General features: G+C 69.6%; 20 protein-coding genes. 8 read left to right on the forward strand and 12 right to left on the reverse strand.

The window, feature by feature from the left end; all coding sequences use genetic code 11:
• Window positions 1–599: 599 nt before the first annotated feature.
• Both Q1B24_RS21135 and Q1B24_RS21140 read left to right on the forward strand, forming a co-directional pair.
• Window positions 600–1,265, forward strand: a complete 666-nt coding sequence (locus Q1B24_RS21135) for a thioredoxin domain-containing protein (RefSeq protein WP_299932670.1) — start codon at window positions 600–602, stop codon at window positions 1,263–1,265.
• Window positions 1,262–1,846 carry a vitamin K epoxide reductase family protein gene (locus Q1B24_RS21140; protein WP_299932672.1) on the forward strand — a complete coding sequence of 195 codons (585 nt, stop codon included), beginning with the start codon at window positions 1,262–1,264 and terminating at the stop codon, window positions 1,844–1,846. The genes Q1B24_RS21135 and Q1B24_RS21140 overlap by 4 nt, the downstream gene beginning before the upstream one ends.
• A 133-nt stretch (window positions 1,847–1,979) precedes the next feature.
• On the opposite strand, the gene Q1B24_RS21145 is transcribed toward Q1B24_RS21140, so the two are convergent.
• The 4 genes from Q1B24_RS21145 to Q1B24_RS21160 are packed head-to-tail and all read right to left on the reverse strand — an operon-like array spanning window position 1,980 to window position 5,999.
• Complete coding sequence (locus Q1B24_RS21145) at window positions 1,980–2,942, reverse strand: M56 family metallopeptidase (RefSeq protein ID WP_299932675.1); 963 nt, start codon at window positions 2,940–2,942, stop codon at window positions 1,980–1,982.
• Window positions 2,939–3,304, reverse strand: coding sequence for a BlaI/MecI/CopY family transcriptional regulator (locus Q1B24_RS21150; RefSeq protein ID WP_299932679.1), 366 nt, complete (start codon window positions 3,302–3,304; stop codon window positions 2,939–2,941). The genes Q1B24_RS21145 and Q1B24_RS21150 overlap by 4 nt, the downstream gene beginning before the upstream one ends.
• Window positions 3,301–5,385, reverse strand: coding sequence for a cytochrome c oxidase assembly protein (locus Q1B24_RS21155; RefSeq protein WP_299932682.1), 2,085 nt, complete (start codon window positions 5,383–5,385; stop codon window positions 3,301–3,303). The genes Q1B24_RS21150 and Q1B24_RS21155 overlap by 4 nt, the downstream gene beginning before the upstream one ends.
• Complete coding sequence (locus tag Q1B24_RS21160; protein ID WP_299932687.1) at window positions 5,382–5,999, reverse strand: copper resistance CopC family protein; 618 nt, start codon at window positions 5,997–5,999, stop codon at window positions 5,382–5,384. Before Q1B24_RS21160 ends, Q1B24_RS21155 begins: the two co-directional genes overlap by 4 nt.
• Before the next feature lie 409 nt (window positions 6,000–6,408).
• Between Q1B24_RS21160 and Q1B24_RS21165 the strand changes: the two genes are divergently transcribed.
• From Q1B24_RS21165 to Q1B24_RS21180, 4 genes are all read left to right on the forward strand, one after another.
• Window positions 6,409–6,549: a hypothetical protein gene (locus Q1B24_RS21165; RefSeq protein WP_299932690.1), complete on the forward strand. Its 141-nt coding sequence runs from the start codon at window positions 6,409–6,411 to the stop codon at window positions 6,547–6,549.
• Window positions 6,546–7,001, forward strand: coding sequence for a DUF3093 domain-containing protein (locus Q1B24_RS21170; protein WP_299932693.1), 456 nt, complete (start codon window positions 6,546–6,548; stop codon window positions 6,999–7,001). The genes Q1B24_RS21165 and Q1B24_RS21170 overlap by 4 nt, the downstream gene beginning before the upstream one ends.
• A 50-nt stretch (window positions 7,002–7,051) precedes the next feature.
• Window positions 7,052–7,432, forward strand: a complete 381-nt coding sequence (locus tag Q1B24_RS21175; RefSeq protein WP_299932696.1) for a metalloregulator ArsR/SmtB family transcription factor — start codon at window positions 7,052–7,054, stop codon at window positions 7,430–7,432.
• A gap of 62 nt (window positions 7,433–7,494) precedes the next feature.
• Entirely contained in the window at window positions 7,495–8,337 is an 843-nt protein-coding gene (locus Q1B24_RS21180; protein WP_366916573.1) for a cation diffusion facilitator family transporter, read from the forward strand.
• 248 nt (window positions 8,338–8,585) lie between these two features.
• Here the strand turns inward: Q1B24_RS21180 and Q1B24_RS21185 are convergent, their stop codons facing one another.
• The 7 genes from Q1B24_RS21185 to Q1B24_RS21215 all read right to left on the reverse strand — a co-directional run bounded on the left by Q1B24_RS21185 (window position 8,586) and on the right by Q1B24_RS21215 (window position 14,583).
• Window positions 8,586–10,331 (reverse strand): alkaline phosphatase, encoded by a 1,746-nt coding sequence (locus tag Q1B24_RS21185; protein ID WP_299932702.1) that lies wholly within the window; start codon window positions 10,329–10,331, stop codon window positions 8,586–8,588.
• 149 nt (window positions 10,332–10,480) lie between these two features.
• Window positions 10,481–11,218, reverse strand: coding sequence for a PepSY domain-containing protein (locus Q1B24_RS21190; protein ID WP_299932751.1), 738 nt, complete (start codon window positions 11,216–11,218; stop codon window positions 10,481–10,483).
• Entirely contained in the window at window positions 11,103–11,882 is a 780-nt protein-coding gene (locus Q1B24_RS21195) for a PepSY domain-containing protein (protein WP_299932705.1), read from the reverse strand. Before Q1B24_RS21195 ends, Q1B24_RS21190 begins: the two co-directional genes overlap by 116 nt.
• Before the next feature lie 99 nt (window positions 11,883–11,981).
• Complete coding sequence (locus tag Q1B24_RS21200) at window positions 11,982–12,614, reverse strand: hypothetical protein (RefSeq protein ID WP_299932708.1); 633 nt, start codon at window positions 12,612–12,614, stop codon at window positions 11,982–11,984.
• A gap of 198 nt (window positions 12,615–12,812) precedes the next feature.
• Complete coding sequence (locus tag Q1B24_RS21205; RefSeq protein WP_299932711.1) at window positions 12,813–13,763, reverse strand: bile acid:sodium symporter; 951 nt, start codon at window positions 13,761–13,763, stop codon at window positions 12,813–12,815.
• A gap of 56 nt (window positions 13,764–13,819) precedes the next feature.
• Window positions 13,820–14,272 carry a MerR family transcriptional regulator gene (locus tag Q1B24_RS21210; RefSeq protein WP_299932714.1) on the reverse strand — a complete coding sequence of 151 codons (453 nt, stop codon included), beginning with the start codon at window positions 14,270–14,272 and terminating at the stop codon, window positions 13,820–13,822.
• A 155-nt stretch (window positions 14,273–14,427) separates the two neighbouring features.
• Complete coding sequence (locus Q1B24_RS21215) at window positions 14,428–14,583, reverse strand: hypothetical protein (RefSeq protein ID WP_299932717.1); 156 nt, start codon at window positions 14,581–14,583, stop codon at window positions 14,428–14,430.
• Between the two features lie 314 nt (window positions 14,584–14,897).
• On the opposite strand from Q1B24_RS21215, the gene Q1B24_RS21220 reads away from it, so the two are divergent.
• Window positions 14,898–15,599, forward strand: coding sequence for a GAF and ANTAR domain-containing protein (locus tag Q1B24_RS21220; RefSeq protein ID WP_299932754.1), 702 nt, complete (start codon window positions 14,898–14,900; stop codon window positions 15,597–15,599).
• A gap of 92 nt (window positions 15,600–15,691) precedes the next feature.
• The gene (locus tag Q1B24_RS21225) at window positions 15,692–16,519 is read left to right on the forward strand and encodes a hypothetical protein (RefSeq protein ID WP_299932720.1); all 828 of its coding nucleotides are present in this window, start codon (window positions 15,692–15,694) and stop codon (window positions 16,517–16,519) included.
• Between the two features lie 2 nt (window positions 16,520–16,521).
• Here Q1B24_RS21225 and Q1B24_RS21230 read toward each other — a convergent pair whose 3' ends face one another.
• A complete protein-coding gene (locus Q1B24_RS21230; protein WP_299932723.1) occupies window positions 16,522–17,274 on the reverse strand; it encodes a PIG-L deacetylase family protein in 753 nt (250 codons plus the stop codon).
• Window positions 17,275–17,283 lie beyond the last annotated feature (9 nt).

Here is a 17,283-nt window from a genome sequence, read left to right on the forward strand (position 1 = left end):
GGTCAGCGCACGAGTGCTCATATGCCAGCAAACGCTCGACCAGATGAGAGCGCTCGCGCCGGATGACCAGAGGTCGCTGGTTCAAATCTCTTCGGATCCTCCTCCCGACCTCAAGTGTCCGATCTCTTATCGGCGCCGAGGCGGTCTCTGGATGGCTCTGGAAACCGACCGCGGCGACCTCCTTGACACGCGTGGCCAGCAACCTTCAGGCAGGCAGCGCACGCACACGACGAGGAGATGCGCTTCGCGGCGGAGACTTGAAGGTGTCCATAAACAGGCCAGAAACTCTGTCAAGGGCTGTCAACCAGCGTCAGCGCGACACCACTAGACGCCAGCGTTTGCCCAGTTCAAGTGGCGTTTATCGGCAGAGAGCGTCAACTGGCGTCATGCGCTCATCGCACTCGCGGCGGCATCGGAGGGTTGTTGGTTCGAGTCCAACCGGGGGAGCCACAGAAGGGCCCTGATCTGCGGAGACGCAGGTCAGGGCCCTTGGTGGATCCGCGACCGGCGGGCGCAGATGGCTGGACTCGGGCGACGATCAGGCGACCCGGCCGAGGATTGCTACTATCTCTCATAGTAGACATTCAGGGAGATGACAGGTGCGAAGCCAGACCAAGGCAGCTCTTGCCGTAGCAGTGATCGTGATCCTCGCCATCGGCGGCGTGATCATCGCCAGCCAGTCGCAGCAACGAGATCAGACCGCGGCGGCCGACGTGTCGGCAGCCACCGCCGACGGCGCCATCGTCCGCGAGGACAGCAGGATCTTGGGTGAGGAAGGCTCGAGCGACGTCACCTTCGTGGAGTTCCTCGATTTCGAATGCGAAGCCTGTGGAGCTGCCTACCCGATCGTGGAGGACCTTCGTGCCAAGTACGCCGGCGAGGTGACCTTCGTCATTCGCTACTTCCCGCTTCCGGGGCACTTCAACGCCGGCCGGGCCGCGCGCGCCGTGGAGTCCGCGGCCCGTCAGGGCGAGCTGGACGCGATGTACAGCAAGATGTACGAGACCCAGAAGGAATGGGGCGAGGCGCAGGAGCCCAAGGACGACCTGTTCCGCAGCTTCGCCGAGGAGATCGGTCTGGACATGGACCAGTACGACGCTGACTACGCCTCGCAGGAGGTCGACGAACGCATCTCCCGCGACGTGGCCGACGGCGAGTCCTTGGGGGTCACGGGCACCCCCACCTTCTACGTCGACGGCGAGCTCTTCCAGCCGAAGACGGTCGAGGACTTCTCCGCAGCGCTGGATGAGGCCCTCGCCGAGTGAGCGACCGGCGACTCGCGTTCGGACTCGTCGGCGGCGGCCTCGTCGGGTTCGTCGCTTCAGCGGTGCTGCTCATCGAGCGCATCAGGCTCGCTCAGGACAGCGCCTACGTCCCGACCTGCAGCATCAACCCGGTGCTGAGCTGCGGGTCGGTGATGGAGACCCCGCAGGCGGCGCTGCTCGGGTTTCCCAACCCCATCATCGGCGTAGCCGCCTTCCCCGTGGTCGTGACCACGGGGATGGCCATCCTCGCTGGCGGACGACTGGCGCGCTGGTACTGGATCGGGCTCCAGGTTGGTGTGACGGGCGCCTTGGCGTTGGTGTCGTGGTTGGCGTTCCAGAGCATCTACCGCATCGGTGCCCTGTGCCCCTACTGCATGGTCGTGTGGTCGGTGGTGATCCCGATCTTCTGGTACGTGACTCTGCGCAACCTGGCGGAGGGCGCTCTCGGGCAGCGCCTGCGGGGGAGTCCAGCGACGACATTCCTCAGGGAGTGGCACGCGCCCCTGCTGCTGGTGCCGTTCCTGGTGCTGTTGGCGTTGATCACCCAACGCTTCTGGGCCTACTGGTCGACCCTGCTGTGAGAGGCCACACGTTCTTCACGCCGTGCTCCTTGCCTCTCGTGCCCGGCTGATCGTCGTACGTCGCGAGACCGATCGCCCGGTGGCGCGCGGGTTGGTTCCGCCTCCCCGGAGGTCGCGGTGTGATGGGCTCGCGTCAGCTGCGAGTCGACAGGTCCACCACCGTGCAGCAGTCACGTGCTGCGGCCTCGACCGCGGGAGCCAGGGCCAGGCCCAGCGGTAGCGAGAGCAGGACCGCCGTTCCGGCCATCGCCGCGATCCCGAGCCCCCACCTGGGAGAACGGTTCGTCGAGGTGAGTCGCCGTACGCGGATGACCGCGGCGGTGTCGCTGGCGGCCAGGGCCGCCTCGGGGCGGATGCCGGTCCCGAGGGCCACGATCGCTGCGGCCAGCGCTCGACGGTCGGCGGGACTGGCCGCTGCATCGTCCGCCGCCATCTCGAGGAGGACAGCGATCTGGGCGTGCGCCCTGGCGAACAGCGGTACCCACTGGAAGGTACGGGCGAGTGCGCCGGAGTAGGCAAGGGCCAGGTCGTGTCGCGCGCGCAGGTGGCGGCGTTCGTGACCGAGGACCAGCTCACGCTCGCGGTCATCGAGCAGGGCCAGGGCCGCTGAGGACAACACCACAGTGCCGGTCCCGGCCCCGGGGAGGCAGTATGCAAGGGGGACGTCGTGCTCGACCACCGTGAAGCCACCGGGGTGTCGGCGTCCGACGAGTTCCAGTGCGTTGCGCTGTGATCGTCGGACCCGTCGGGTTCGGATGAAGTCACGGGCGGTCGTGGCGACGAGCATCGCGGTGAGACCGGCCACGACGGTGAGGCCAAGGAGGCCCGGCCAGCTCCCGAGGGGCGTCTCGTAGTGCTCGACGATCGTCAGGGTGTGAGCGCCCAGCAAGGAGGCGAGCGAGAACCTCAAGGGCAGGAACGGCAGGGCCAGCGCAGTGGCGGTCAACAGCATGGATGTCACGACCGACGTCGAGAGCGCCTGCCAACCGAGGACCGCCACACGCGGCGAGCGCAGGACCCACGGCCTGCTCAAGACGTGACTACCCATGACCGCGGCACCGGCGGCGAAGGCGACCAGCAGCAACGCCGCGATCACGCCGGGTCGTCCACTCGCTCGGACAACGCCGCAATCAGGTTCGCAGCCTCGCTGGCGTCCAGCTTGCCCACGAGGTGCATCAGGGCGGCGGTGCGATCCTCGCTGTCCGCCAGCACCTCCTGCAACATCTCCGCAGTGTGCTCGTCGCGCGAGGAGACGGGGGTGTAGAGGTAGGCCTTGCCCTGTTTCTCGCGTGCGACCAGGCCCTTGGAGTGCAGGTTGTCCATCACCGTCATGACCGTGGTGTAGGCCAGCGCACGCTCCTGTGTGAGCGCCTCGAGCATGGCGCGCACGGATACCGGCCGCCCTGTGCTCCACAGGTGCTGCATCACGGCGGTCTCGAGCTGACCGAGCTGTCTCACTCGCGCTGCTCCTTCTCCCCGGCGGTTTGCGGGCTACGACGCTCCATCGTAGGACGGCCTGCCGTGCGCGTCAGGTCCACGCTCCCCAACCGGGTCAAGTATGCGTTGTACGCGTGCAGCTCCTTGTCGTCCTCGCGCGCCTCACGCCGGTCGAATCGTCGGCGCTCGCGACCGTCTGCTCGGACCCATCCGACCACGAGAGCGGCAGCCATGACGAGGATGGGGTACTCACCCATGAGCCACCCGATCTGAGCGCCCAGGTACTGGTCATCGAGCGGCGAACGTCCCCAGGTCCGGCCGAGCGACTGGAACCAGTCGGCGGCGAAGACAGTCGAGCTGGCCATCATGCTGACGGCGAACAGGGCGTGGAACCCGAAGGTGACCATGATCAGCAGGACCCTCATCGGGTACGGGGGTCGGCGGAGTCCCGGGTCGGCTCCCACCACGCTCTCGGCGAAGAGGTAGCCCGTCAGGAGGAAGTGCAGGGTCATGACGACATGCGCCGTGTGGGACTCCAGGGACGTCTCGAACGCCGAGGTGTAGTAGAAGGCCACCATGCTGACGACGAACATCCCGGCGGCGACGAGCGGGTGCCCCAGCACGTGAAGGGGGAACGAGCGGGTCAGGCTCGTCAGCCACTCGCGAGGCCCCCTCGACCCGTCGTCACGCCGACGCAGCACGCGAAGTGCGAGAGTGATCGGTGTGCCCAGGACCAGGAAGACGGGAACCCCGGTCGCGATGGTCATGTGCTGGACCATGTGCATGCTGAACAGCACTCGCCCGTAGGTCCCGGGAGCGCCACTGGTGGCCCACACGAAGAGAAGGCAGCCCACCAACCAGGACACGGTACGCAACCACGACCACGAATCCCCCCGCCGGCGCAAGCGTCCGACTGCCCACAGATACCAGAGGATGCCAGCGACACCGAGAGGCAGGAAGAGCGTGTCGACGTTCCACGCTGCGAACCATTGGGACGCGTCGATCGGGTCCGGCAGAGGCCTTCCCAGCAGGGACTCTGCCGACGTGAGGGGTCGCGGCGCCTCAGGCGGGGCAGGTGGAGCGGTCCGGCTGAGGGCGACGCCCAGCCCTGCGGCGCTCACCAGCACCAGGAGCTCGACACCGACCAGCCTGGAGAAGGCGGAGGCCGAACCACGAGCCAGGTCGGCGATCGTGCGACGGCGGTGCCACCAACCCGCCATCGCCACCACCACCACGGCGGCGAGCTTCAAGGCCAGGAGGGCGCCGTACGAGGACAGGACCGACGACGCCGATGGGAGCCTGAGCCAGGCACCCAGTGTTCCCGACACGGTCACGAGCGCCAGGCACCAGCCGGCGAGCGTCGAGTAGCGGCGCACGGTGACGACAAGTGATTCACCGAGGAGGCGCCGAGCCACCACGAGGGCCACCAACCCCCCGACCCAGACGCTGATGCCGATCAGGTGGAAGAACTGGAGGTTGACCGCCTCATCATGGTTGAGCCTGCTGGCCCCGTGCCCGGTCAGCGCCATCGGCCAGAGCGCGACGAGCGCAAGGACCGTCGTGATGCCCACACCTCCGATGCGGGTCGACAGGACGCAGCCCATCGCGACGAGAACGGCGAGCGCGGCCCCCCAGAGTCCGTACTGGCCGAGCTCGAACCCGAAGGCGAAGAAGATCGCTTCGCTGGCGAAGCCTGTTCGGCCGATGCCAGAGCCGGAGGCGTCGGAGTAGATGAACGCGACCAGGACGAGGCTGGCGACCGCCCATACGCTGGCGGTCAGTTGGGCGCACGCCACCAGCCGCCTCCGTGCCCGCCCCAGACTGAGCCCCTCGGCCTCCGCTGGTGTGGGCGGGACACACGTGGCGGCGATCACCAGCACGCCGACCGTCACCATGGATGCCAGGTCACGGACCACCTGCACCGTGGGCAGCCCCACTCGGGTGAGAGCTCCCGGATCCGGCAGTCCCTCGATGCCCAGAGGGGACAAGCCTCCCGTCGCACCGATCGCGGCGAGAGCAACGAGCACCATGACGACCGGTACCGACAGCAGCAGCGTTCGCACGCCCGTCGCTCGCGCCTCGGGCCGCATCGAGGAGCTCATCCGTCCTGGTCCCGCCCGACCAACCGCATGATCGCACCCACCCCCACGACCAGGAGGGCCAGGGCACCCACACCGAGTGCGACGACAGGCCACACCTCTCGGCCGTCCGTCGCAGCCGTGCCTGACTCCTCGGCCGCCTCCGGCTCGGGGGCGTCGGTCGAGACTCGGTTCGACCCGGCTCGCGCTTCGTCCCCACCGGAGGTGGGCGAGGAGGACGGGCTCGACGTGCCGTCAGGGCTTGCGGTCCGAACGACGAACTGGGTGGCCCCAACCACCGGATGGCCGTCGCGGGAGACGACCCGGAACGTGGCCGTCCATCGGGTCGTGCTGCCGTCTGATGCGGCCAGATCGTCTGGAACGGCCGCCACGAGCCTGTTCCGGTCGGCCCCGCTGGTGAGCTCGAGGGGAGTAGGTCGACCGCCGTCGACTCGAATGGTGACGGTGCTGAGCTGCGGGTCCATCTCGTCGGAGAACTCCAGCGACAGCTCGCTCGGGACGTCGGGGAGCTCTGCGCCGTCCTGCGGATCGGAGCCGAGGAAATCGGTGTGTGCGCCTGCAGGTGCGCCGCTCAGCGTCACCGAGGCGCCGGCAGCCAGCATGGCCCCCACCACCATGATCACGCACCTCCAGCCGCGGCTCACCAATCCGCCCTCGACAGGAGGTACAGCACCGCGCCGGTGCCGAGGGCGGCGACCAGGCCCACGATGATGGTCGAGACAGTGTTGCTGTCCATGTCACACTCCCGCGCACGAGTCGAGGCCTCGGGATCCAGGGTGACCCCGAAGAAGTTGAGGAGGAAGGCGGAGGAGCCGATGTGGCCTCCACGGCTACATACTATCGTCAATAGTAGGTCGGAGCGGACCGGGTGGGCGTGCTCGTGAGGTCCACCACTCGGCGCTCGCCGATGGACATGCGGGCGGAGGTGATCGCGGCGCGACGACGTACTATCGGCCTTAGTATTTGCACCCCACTGTCGCGCGTACGCATTGCGTTCGAGGCGGCCAGCCATCCCGAGGAGGACTGATGCTCCGTCCATGCCTGAGTGCCACGTCCCTGGTGCCCTGCTGCTGCCGCGACGTCTCCACGTGGGTGGGCCGACGGGTGCTGCTGGCTGCCATGGTGGGTTGCGCCTTCATGGGCCTCTACGTGCTCCTCGGCTCATGATCGGCTATCGCGAGCGTCTACGGGTCCCCACCCGGTGGTGGGTGCAGTGGGTGGTGATGGTCGCCAGCTTCTGGTTGGCGATGGTCGTCGCCGTGCCGGACCGGCTCGCATGGACGGTCACGGCGCTGCTCCTCCTTCTCATGGTGGTCCTGCTTCGCGGCTACGGGTCGCCCACGATCGCTGTGTCTGACGAGTGGCTCCAGGCGGGACGCGCCAAGATCGAGCGCCGTCACCTGGGTGAGGTCGTGGTGCTCGACGCGCGGGCCATGCGGTCGCAGGCCGGACCCGAAGCCGACGCTCGCGCCCACTTGTTGCTGCGGCCGTACGTCGCTACCGGTGTACGCATCGCCATCGAGGATCCGCATGACCCGGCGCCGTACTGGCTCCTCAGCTCTCGTCGCGCCACATCCCTTGCCGCAGCTCTCGAGGACCAGGCACCTCCTCTGGCGTGACTGGGTGAGTATTTGCGTATATGCGCGACCATGCAGATATGATGGGGCCCATGAGCAACCAGGACGACCGCCTCGACATGCCGTCCGACGATCAGGTCGACCTGGCGGTGGAGGCATTCCGCATGCTCGCCGACCGCAAGCGCATCAAGATCCTGTGGGCGCTGCTGCACGGTGAGTCCTCGGTCAACGACCTGGCCGAGCGCGTGGGAGCAAGTTCCTCGGCGGTGAGCCAGCACCTGGCGAAGATGCGCCTCGCGGGTCTTGTCCAGGTGCGCAGGGAGGGCACTTTCGCCTACTACACGGCGGCCGACGAGCACGTGCATCGGTTGTTGGACGAGGCGCTCTTCCATGCCGACCATGCGAACCATCCCGACCGAGGTGCTGTGGTGCACCAACTTCACAACGACGATCACCAACGAGGAGACCACTGATGGGTGCCGGACACGGACATGGAACGGGTCATGCTGGAGCACGCCACCGGTGGCGTCTGGTCGTGGCTTTCGGGCTCGTCGCATCATTCTTCGTCATCGAGCTGGTGTTCGGGCTGATCTCCGGGTCCCTGGCGCTCATCTCGGACGCCGGCCACATGGCCGCGGACGTCGTCGCGCTGGGCGCGGCGCTGGCGGCGACCAAGATCGCCACCCGACCGGACCGTTCCGGGAGACGCAGCTATGGCTCCTACCGGGCCGAGATCTTCGCCTCGGGACTGACCGTGCTGATCATGCTCGGGGTGTCCGCCTACGTGGTGATCGAGGCGGTCGGTCGGCTGGGCGAGGACATCGAGATCCAGGCCGGGCCCGTTCTCGTCGTCGGGGTGCTCGGCCTGCTGATCAACGTGATCTCCATCGTGCTGTTGCGCGGCGGCTCTGAGGAGTCGCTCAACGTCAAGGGCGCCTACTACGAGGTCGTGGCCGATGCTGCTGGCAGCGTCGGCGTCATCGCGGCCGGGATCCTCGTCGCCACCACCGGCCAAGGCTGGTGGGACACCGTCGTGGCACTGGCGATCGGTGTGTTCGTGGCAGTCCGGGCAGTCGTCCTCGGACGGGAGGTGCTTGCCGTGCTCGGCCAGCACGTGCCCGAGGGGATGCAGCTCGACCAGGTCGTCCGGGACCTCGAGTCCGTTCCGGGCGTCGCCGACGTCCACGACCTCCATGTCTGGACACTGACGTCTGGGATGTATGTCGCCACGGCACACCTCGTGGTTGCGGACGAGTCCTCAGCCCAGGCCGTCCTCGACGAGGCTCGGGGCGTCATGCGTCGCGAGCACCACATCGAGCACGCCACCCTCCAGGTCGAGTCGCGTGCGACCAAGGCGTGCGACGAATCGACGTGGTGATCCGCCCACGGCGGCTGGGGGCCAGGCGTCGCACCAGACGGCAGGACCGCTACGAGTGCGGCTACGACGGCGCTCGCCAGCAGGGCGGTCCCACCTCTCCAGGTCACGTCCCACCGTAGTGGTCGTGGGAGAGCCGTTGAACGACGAACTCCTCGGTACGACGCCGCAGAGCGCCGGGCGCGGACCGCGTGGTCCACGCCCGGCGCTGTGCGTCATGAGCGAAAGGGCTCGTGTCGGTTGAGCTCGTCTCAGCGGCGGGTCACCCGGACCTTCTGGCGGTCGGTCGCCGAGCCCCCCCTGCCGCTCACGGTCGCCTTCACGGTCAGCTTGCCGACCCTCGCCTTGGTCGTCTTGAGCGTGACGCGGCCGCCGGCGGCTCGCAGCGTCTTGCGGGCCACGGTCTTGCCGTCGCGCACCAGGCGCACGGTCACCTTGTCGCCTGCGGCCGCGGCCACGGCGACGGAGAGCCCCCTGCGAGCCAGGGCCACCTTGGTGATGCGCGAGGCCGCCGCTACTGAGACGACCGGCTTCACCGCAGCCGGCGTACCGGGCGTCGGGCTGGTCGTCGGGGCCGGTGTGGTGGTGGGCGGCGTCGTGGTCGGCGTCCCGGGCAGGGTGCTGGGGGTGCGGCCGAGGAGGGTGGCGAACAGGTCGGTCTGGTCGATGACGCCGGTGACGTTCGCGGCCTGGGGGCCGGAGGCGGCGACGCGGATCTGGGCGCCGGTGTGGTCGGAGCCGGCGTCGCTGGTCGAGTAGGCGACCGTCATGGGGTCACCGTCGGCGGTCTTGACGGTCGCGAGCTGCTTGCCGTCGTCCGGGCTGCCGCCCACGATCTGGGTGGAGTGGGCGTGGTCGCCGGTGACGACGACGAGGGTGTCGGGGTGCTTGTCCTGGTAGGCGAGGGCGACTGCGACGGTCTCGTCGAGCTCCTTGAGATCGCCGATGGCGCCGCAGATGTCGGAGGAGTGCTCCTGCTTGTCGATCATCGCGCTCTCGGCCTGCAGGAAGAACCCGTTGGGGTTGTCGAGCAGCTCGATCGACTTCTCGGTCATCGCGGACAGGTCGGGCTGGTTCCCACGGTTCGCAGGCTCGCACGTGGTCTCGGGTCCGCCGGCGCCGGCGGCGGTGGCGACCAGCGGCTTGTACATCGGGGTCATGTTGCCGCCCGCGAAGAGACCGAGGACCGGGCCGCCCGCCAGCGACGTCACGTTGTCGAGTCCGGCGGCGTCCTGGACGAGGCGGTACTTGTGGGTGTCCTGGGCGTACGAGAGCACGCTGGGCCCGGCGTCGGTGGGCTGGGCGTAGCGGGCTGCGCCGCCGCCCATGAGGACGTCGATCTTGTTGTCGACGAGCTGCTCCGCGATGGAGCCCTTGCCGCCGTTGGTCTTGCGGGCCGGGGCGCAGTTGGCCATGTCGGTGGGGCCGTGGCAGGCGCGGGCGTTGATGTGGGCGCCGGCGGCGGCCGGGGTGGCGTCGGTGACCTCGGAGGTCGTGATGTTCCCGACGAGCTTGCCCTGCTTCTTGTACTTCTCCAGGACGGTCTCGTAGTCCTCACCGGGCACGTTCGCTGCGGTGCTGGGGCCCTGGGAGACGCGCCCGTCGACGGTCTTCTTGCCGGTGGACCACGCGCTGGCGGTGGGCGCTGAGTCGGACACGTAGGCGATGGGGTAGTCGGGGCCGGCGCCGACCTTGAGGCCGTAGGTGGTCATCGCGCCGGTGAACGGCAGGGCATCGAGGGCGGGGAAGCGGCCACCGGCGCCGTACTCGTAGTTGCGAGCGGCGGTGATCATGGCGTCGTCCATGCCGTCGCCGATGATCAGGATGACGTTGCGCGGCTTGGCAGGGTTGATCTGTTGGGCGAGCTCGGCCGAGCGCTCCTGGGAGAAGCCGATGGGTGTGGGGGAGGGGATGGCTGCTGTCGCGGCGATGCTGCCGACGGTCACGAGGCCGGCGAGGGCCGCCATTGTGGTGACGACGCGCTTCTTGCTGTGCACGAGGGGTTCCTTCCGAAGTCCGACTGACGTCTGCACCCTGCAGCGCGCGAGCATCCGGACGGAGGGCGGAAGGGAACGAGTGCGTGACTCGGAGGCGGCGGGCAGGGGTTGCCTGTCCGCCGCCTCCGACGGTGCGCTCCAGGGCTCGCCTACTGGGCGCCGAACCACCTGGTCAGGGCCGGCACCCGACGCACCACCAGCTGGTCGAACACCAGGACGGCGAGCAGCGTCACCCCGAAGAACGGCAGCAGCACACCCAGCACCACCAGGCCTGCCAGGAGCCACGGCGACCCGGCCACGGGCATCCGTCCCCGCGGGGCATCGAGGCCGGCGCCGCGGCGACGGCGGCGCCACCACATCAACGGGCCGGTCACGCACGAGGCGATGATGACCGCGCACATCAGCGCAGACGCCCAGAACGTCACCAGACCGAGCGAGCGCCCTTCGTGCAGCCCGATGCCCTGGGCGACCACCTTGGCGAGCAGTGGGTAGTCGTCGTAACCGTAGGTCGACACGACCTCGCCGCCGAACCGGTCCACGTGGACGGTCTGCTCGTCCGAGGGTGCGTCGAAGGCGTAGCCGATGGCGGAGTACACGCCGTCGTCGCCGTCGGGCAGGGCGACCGTCATCGGGTGCCGCAGTCCCTCGCCGGCTGCGACTTCGATGGCGGTGTCGACGTTCGCGACGGCGCCTTGGTGGCCTTGGTCGTCAGACGTGGGCACCTCGGTCTTGCCAGAACCCCACGGGACGGCGTGGCTGTGCGGCAGGGACTCATCGAGCGTGGAGGCGGGGTTGGACTCGGCCCCGTGGTCGAGGCTCCACATGGAGGTGCCCTGATTGGTGGCGAGCTCCTGGACCTGGGCTCCCCAGAACCCGGTCCACGGCAGCCCGGAGACCAGGAGCGTCACCAACCCCACTCCCCGCCACGGCGCCGATGCGTGCGTGCCACGAACGCAGGGACTTCGGTTTGCGCGAGCGCGCGCGGCGTCCGCGCCAGAACAGGTAGTAGCCGAGCAGAGCGGTGACCAGGGCCCAGCAGGCGCCGAGTTCCATGAGCCGGTCACCCCACACCCCCGACATCAGGTCGGCGTGCAGCCGGACGGCGTACCCGCTGAGGGTGGTGTCGGGGTTCAACGACCCGAGGACCTCGCCACCCCAGGGGTTGACGAAGATCTCGCGGGGCGACCCGTCAGGCATCTCAGCGGTGATGACGGTCGCGCGTCCCTCCGAGCGCGGCTCCGCCACGGCCAGGAGGGTTGCATCGGGGTAGGCGCGCTCAGCAGCGTCGAGCTGGGCGCTGTAGGGCTGCTGGAAGTCCATCCCGGCTGGCTGGTCCGCGCCGAACAGGTCGGGGTGCAGCAGCGGCTCGAGCTGGAACCGGAACAGGTAGATGAGGCCGGTGGAGGCGAGCACCAGCAGGACGGGGACGACAACGATGCTGGCGAAGAAGTGCCAGCGCCACACGGCGCGGAACCAGCCGCCGGACGTGGGGCGGGCTTCGGGGCGTGATGGGGCTGGCCGCGCGCGTGGGCGCGGGTCGAGCTGGGTCATGGGTCTCCTCGATGGACCCGGCAGGGCCGGGCAGGACGGAACGCGTCGACGGACCGCCCAGGGTGCGAAGCACTGGGCGGGGTCGAGGGCGTGGAGCTGTCAGGCGGCGAGGAGGGATGGTGGGCCGCGACGCACGACACTGCCGGACACGATGCGCGGCAGGATCGACGTGACGGGAGCCGGCACCGCGGCTGGAGTGGGTGCGGTCGGCGTAGCCAGCGTCAGCACTGGAAGAAGCAAGGCGCGCCAGATGAGCGTCAGCACGGTCCACACGGCGCGCTCACCTGCCGCGAGCCAGGCGCCGACCACCAGGGCCGCCGCGAGGTGCACGAGGAGCATGCGAACGTCAGACGGGAAGGCGTGGTCGGACAGTTGCGTGATGACGCTCCCGTCGGCCGCGGCCATGGCGTGCGCGTCGTGGGCGCCGCCGGGGGCGCCTGACGAGGTGAGACGAGCAGTCGAGTTCGCTCCGCCATCGGAGGCAGCCGCCAACGCAAGCGTCGCGTGAGCGACGAACTGGCCGCCGACCGTGAGCAGGACGATACGAGCAGCAGAAGCTGGACGCGCGAGGAACGGCGCAAGGGCCGCGCTCAGGGCAAGGACGAGGAACGCCAGCGCCGGAGGCGACGGAGCAGGCCCCTTGGCACTGAGGTGCGCAGCGACGGCCACCAACGTCGCTGCCGTCGCAACAGTCGTGGCGCGCGTCCAGCGCAGCCCCGGTGCGGCGGTCATGCCAGCAGTGTCCCACGGCCGGGGATCCCTCCCGGAGGATCCGTTGTGAGCGTCGAGACTCTGACCCGGGGTGTGCGGCGGGGTCGTTGACATGGGCCAAGGGACAGGCCGACCACACCGACCCGGCCACCGTCGAGCGGGTCGGCGCGCCCTCTGCCCTGAAGCGCAGCACGTGGGTGGTGCGGGTCAGCCGTCGTGTCAGCCGACCGTCATCGGCTCATCGACGTCTTCAGGGACCAGACGGGGGACGAACCGCACCAGGACGACCATCGCGACCAGCTCCACCATCGTCTGCGTGACCACCGCGAGCGGCGCGATGTCGAACGCAGCTGGCAGGGCGAGCGCGAGAGGGAGCACGACCAGCGAGTTGCGGGTCGCGAACGAGAACGCGACGGCACGGGTCCCCGGTGCGTCAAGCCGAGCCGCACGGCCGGCGAACACCCCGCAGGCCACCGTCACCACCACGAACACCACGTACAGCGGCACGAGTCTGGCCAGGTCGAACGCCCGAGAACCCACCGCAGCGACCTGCGAGCCGATGACCACCGCCAGCGTCGCCATCATCAGCGGCACCATCGCCGCAGCCATCACTGCCGCCACCATCTCGCCGAACCGGTGCCGACGCCCGAGCGCCTGCACCAGCGCCGCAGCAGACAGCGGCGCCACGATGAGCACGACGAAAGCCTCGATGAACGGGGCCACGTCGACCACGTCGAGGACCTCGCGGCCGGCGAACATCCACAAGTAGAGCGGCAGCAGCAGCATCTGCGCCAGCATCAGCAGCGGCGTGGCTGCGAGCAGCCGCGCACGGGCACCACCGGCGAGGCCGGTGAACACGATGACGTAGTCGATGCACGGCGTGAGCAGCACCAGCAGCACCCCCAGCATCAGGCCGCGGTCGTCGGCCACGAACCGCGACAACCCGAAGGCGAGCAGCGGGACCACCACGAAGTTGCCCACCAGCACCGTTCCCAGGAACCGGACGTCGCCGAACGCACGGCCCACCTCGATGAGCGGGACGCCGAGGAACGTCGCGAACAGCAGCAGCGCCAGCACCGGGTTGATGGTGTGCTCCAGCGTCGGAGCTGTACCCGGGGCTGACAGGCCGAGCACCGCGCCTGCAAGGATGGCGGCCAGGTACAGGAGCACCTGGTGTGTGTCCCACCACGCCACCAGCACATGTGTGCGCGAGGGCGGCGTCGTGCTCACGGTCGACCCCCACAGGTCGCAGTGCTCACGCCGCGTGCGGTGCCTGCGGCACCCTCGGCCAGCAGCATGCACTCGCTCCGGCAGGACGCGACGCTGTCGGGGCACGCTGCGACGCTCGAGGTGGCAGCCGCCAGGCGGCGGCGCAACAGCCGTAGCCCCGCCAGTTGCCTGTCCACCTCGGCCAACCGGTCACGCAGCTTCGGATGCAGCGTCTCGCGGACCTGCGTGCACGTCTCACCCTCCACCGCGCTCAGCAGGTCCACGATCTCCGGCAGCGAGAGCCCGAGGTGCTTGGCGGACTCCACGAAGGACAACCGCTCGAGCACCGACTCGTCGTAGGAGCGGTAGCCGTTGGCCTCGCGCTGCGCCTCGAGCAGGCCGACAGTCTCGTAGTACCGCAGCGTGGTGGCCGGAATGCCGGACCTGGTCGCCACCTCGGAGATGCGCACGCACCGAGCGTAGACATTCCAGTCGACTCGAAGGTCCAATCGCCGTTGACGAGGGTTCGCCGCAAGCCACCGACCTCGGGCCAGCTCTCCACCCAGCCGAGCGAGCGGACCAGAGGCAAACCGGGGAGCCAACCAGACCGCCCCCGACCTGCACGTCAGGTCGGGGGCGGTTCTGCGTCCCCCGCAGCCCTCTGCTGGTCCTCCAGCCGGTCCTGCCGGCTGTACTTGCGGTAGCCCACCAGGATGCCACCTCCGACGATGACGATGAGCACCACCGCCACGATGAGGTAGACGCCCGTGCTCGTGATCATGACAACCATGCGGCTGCGCCCTCTCGTCACTGGACCGGTGCACCTCGACGCCCGCTGACGCTAGCCCTCAGGAGGGCCCTCCGCCTCCTCCGTCTCGGGTGATGCAGGCCACTGGTCCAGAGTGCGGATCGTTGCGGCACATCCGGGTACTGCGGATCAGGTCCCTGCGGCGTCGCGACTTCGCAGGGGATCCAGGCCCGGGTGGTCAAGAAGCGGCCACCCGGGCCGCCTCACGGGGACGGCAGGCGGGACGGCGGGGGTCCTGTCTATACGATGCGTCCGGGGTCGTCCCACCGGGAGGGGAAGTCGTGACCATGGACCGACAGGAGTTCGGCAGTCGGCTGGCTGAGGCCGCGCGCGCGATGGCGGGCACCCGGCACGCCGCCGACACCCTCGAGCGCATCGCAGCGATGGCCGTCGATCTGATCGGTCCCTGTGACATCGCCGGGGTGTGCGTGTTGCGTCCGGGACGCAACGACACGTGCGCCCACAGCCACGCGTCGGTCCAGGTCATGGACGACCTGCAGCACGACCTCGCCGAGGGGCCGGCCATGGACGGGCCGGCGACCGCCGACGTGATCTCCATCGGCGACCTGACCACGGATGCGCCGTGGCCGCGGTGGGCCACCGAGGTGGCCGCCCGGACCGGGGTGCGTGCCTACCTGGGCTTCCGGTTGTTCGTCGACGAGGACAGCATCGGGATGCTCAACCTCTACGCCTACGAGCCCCACGCGTTCGACCACGACGACCAGCTCGACGGCCTCGTGGCAGCGGCGCACGCCTCGGTCGCCCTGAGCGCCACCGTGCAGCACGACCAGATGCACACGGCCATGACGAGCCGCCAGCTGATCGGCGAGGCGACGGGGATCCTGCGTGAGCGCTTCGCCCTGACCTCCGACCAGGCCTTCGCCGTGCTCAAGCGACTGTCGTCCCAGCAGAACATCAAGCTCTTCGCCGTGGCCGAGCACGTGGTCGAGACGGGCACGCTGCCGACCTCGGTCGCCCAGTCGTCCTAGCCCCGGTTGCCGTGGCGTAACGCTTCGGCGGCCGGTGTGAACTGTGCGTTACGTCGCCACCGGTCGGCGGTGGTCTGCGTCAGGGTGACGCCATGAGCGCAGAGGCGATGGACGTCGGCCACGAGCGTGCGGAGTTCGTCGTACGCCCGGACGGGACCGTGGTCGGTGAGGCCGGGGCCGCGAGCGCGCTCGCCGCAGCCCTGCCCTACACGGGCCGGCTCGCGCGCCGCGCAGGGGAGATCGTCGACGTCGGCGACCTGCGGGCGATGGAGGCGGTCGGCACGCGAAGGCTCACGGTCGGGGTGACCTGGACCCCCGCAGGGGAGGGCACCTACCGGGCGGTGCTGGAGCCCGCCGAGCCCCGGACGGTCCCGACCTTCATGGTCGTCGGCGGGGCCGACACCACCGCGACCGTCGTCCACTGCGTCGAGCGGGTCGTCGCGGTCGAGGGGGTGCGCTGGAGCTCGGTGCTCACGGCGGGATCGAGGGTCGTCGCCGTGGCAGGGGAGCAGGCCGCGACGGGCCACCTCGCGGAGGTCGGCACCCGCATGCTCGCGATCCTGCGCTCGCTGGAGGACCAGCACGTCGCCGGCTTCGTCCGGCTGCGCTTCGAGCAGGGCGTCCTCGTCGGCGCCTCGCTCGGCCGCCACGCCCTGGTCGCCTGCACGGGCGACACGGACGACGACGTCCTGCTCACGACCATCGACGAGGTCCGCGCGATCCTCGCCGACCGCGACCTGTCGACGGTGCCCACGCAGGACGGTCCCGATGCTGCCGGAGTCGCTCGCGTCGCCGAGCCCGTACCCGAGGTCGCCGAGCCGGTCCCGTCGAGCGCGCCGCCGCTGGTGGGTGCCCGGTTCGCCGGTGCCGGTGACCGTGAGGAGCGCCGAGGGCGGCGACGTCGCTTCGGTGTCCGCTGACCTCAGCCCCACCCCAGGGGGAACACCTCGAACGTCGCCGCGTGGGTGACGCCGAGCCCCTGGCCACCGCCTCGGAGGATCCCGTCGAGGAACTCCTCGGGGTCCCAGCCCTCCCAGCCCAGGCCCTCGATGTAGGCCCGGTGCTCCTTCAGCGACGCCACGCCTGCCGCGAACGTGTCGGTCACGTCCACCGCGTGGGTCGCCTGCGGTGACCCGCCCGCCCACACCGCCTTCACGCCGCCCCAGGGTTCGAGGCCGTCCGTGAGCTGCTCGGGGAACACCCAGCGGTTGCCAGCGTCGCGGACGGCGTCGAGCAGCGCCTTGCCGACGGCGATGTGGTCGGCCTGGTTGAGGCTCGTGCCGCCGAAGGTCTCGCGGAAGTTGATGGTCAGCGCGACGTCCGGGCGCTGCTCGCGCACGACCTTTGCGAGCACCCGCCGCAGCTCGACGCCGTACTCCAGGATCCCGTCGGGGAGTCGCAGGAAGAGCACGTCGTCGACGCCGACGGTGGCCGCGGACGCGATCTCCTCGGCCTCACGCAGCGGTGCGCACTCGTCGGGGTGGAGGCCGTCGATCCCGGCCTCACCGCTGGTCACCATGCAGTAGACGACCTTCTTGCCCTGCCCCGTCCAGCGGGCGACCGCCGCGGCCGAGCCGTACTCGATGTCGTCGGGGTGCGCCACGACGAACAGGGCGGTCTGCCAGTCCTCGGGCAGGGGATCGAAGGAGGGAGGCGTGGCTCGCTCGTCGCTCATGCCCCGAGC

The organism is uncultured Nocardioides sp., assembly GCF_947488025.1.
GTDB lineage: Bacteria > Actinomycetota > Actinomycetes > Propionibacteriales > Nocardioidaceae > Nocardioides.

Bases quoted from the DNA above. Each gene is read 5' to 3' on its own strand.
- Q1B24_RS21160 (WP_299932687.1), bottom strand. From the start codon at position 5,999: ATGGTGGTGGGGGCCATGCTGGCTGCCGGCGCCTCGGTGACGCTGAGC.
- Q1B24_RS21230 (WP_299932723.1), bottom strand. From the start codon at position 17,274: ATGAGCGACGAGCGAGCCACGCCTCCCTCCTTCGATCCCCTGCCCGAG.
- Q1B24_RS21225 (WP_299932720.1), top strand. From the start codon at position 15,692: ATGAGCGCAGAGGCGATGGACGTCGGCCACGAGCGTGCGGAGTTCGTC.
- Q1B24_RS21165 (WP_299932690.1), top strand. From the start codon at position 6,409: ATGCTCCGTCCATGCCTGAGTGCCACGTCCCTGGTGCCCTGCTGCTGC.
- Q1B24_RS21155 (WP_299932682.1), bottom strand. From the start codon at position 5,385: ATGAGCTCCTCGATGCGGCCCGAGGCGCGAGCGACGGGCGTGCGAACG.
- Q1B24_RS21195 (WP_299932705.1), bottom strand. From the start codon at position 11,882: ATGACCCAGCTCGACCCGCGCCCACGCGCGCGGCCAGCCCCATCACGC.
- Q1B24_RS21220 (WP_299932754.1), top strand. From the start codon at position 14,898: ATGGACCGACAGGAGTTCGGCAGTCGGCTGGCTGAGGCCGCGCGCGCG.
- Q1B24_RS21170 (WP_299932693.1), top strand. From the start codon at position 6,546: ATGATCGGCTATCGCGAGCGTCTACGGGTCCCCACCCGGTGGTGGGTG.
- Q1B24_RS21200 (WP_299932708.1), bottom strand. From the start codon at position 12,614: ATGACCGCCGCACCGGGGCTGCGCTGGACGCGCGCCACGACTGTTGCG.
- Q1B24_RS21215 (WP_299932717.1), bottom strand. From the start codon at position 14,583: ATGATCACGAGCACGGGCGTCTACCTCATCGTGGCGGTGGTGCTCATC.
- Q1B24_RS21175 (WP_299932696.1), top strand. From the start codon at position 7,052: ATGAGCAACCAGGACGACCGCCTCGACATGCCGTCCGACGATCAGGTC.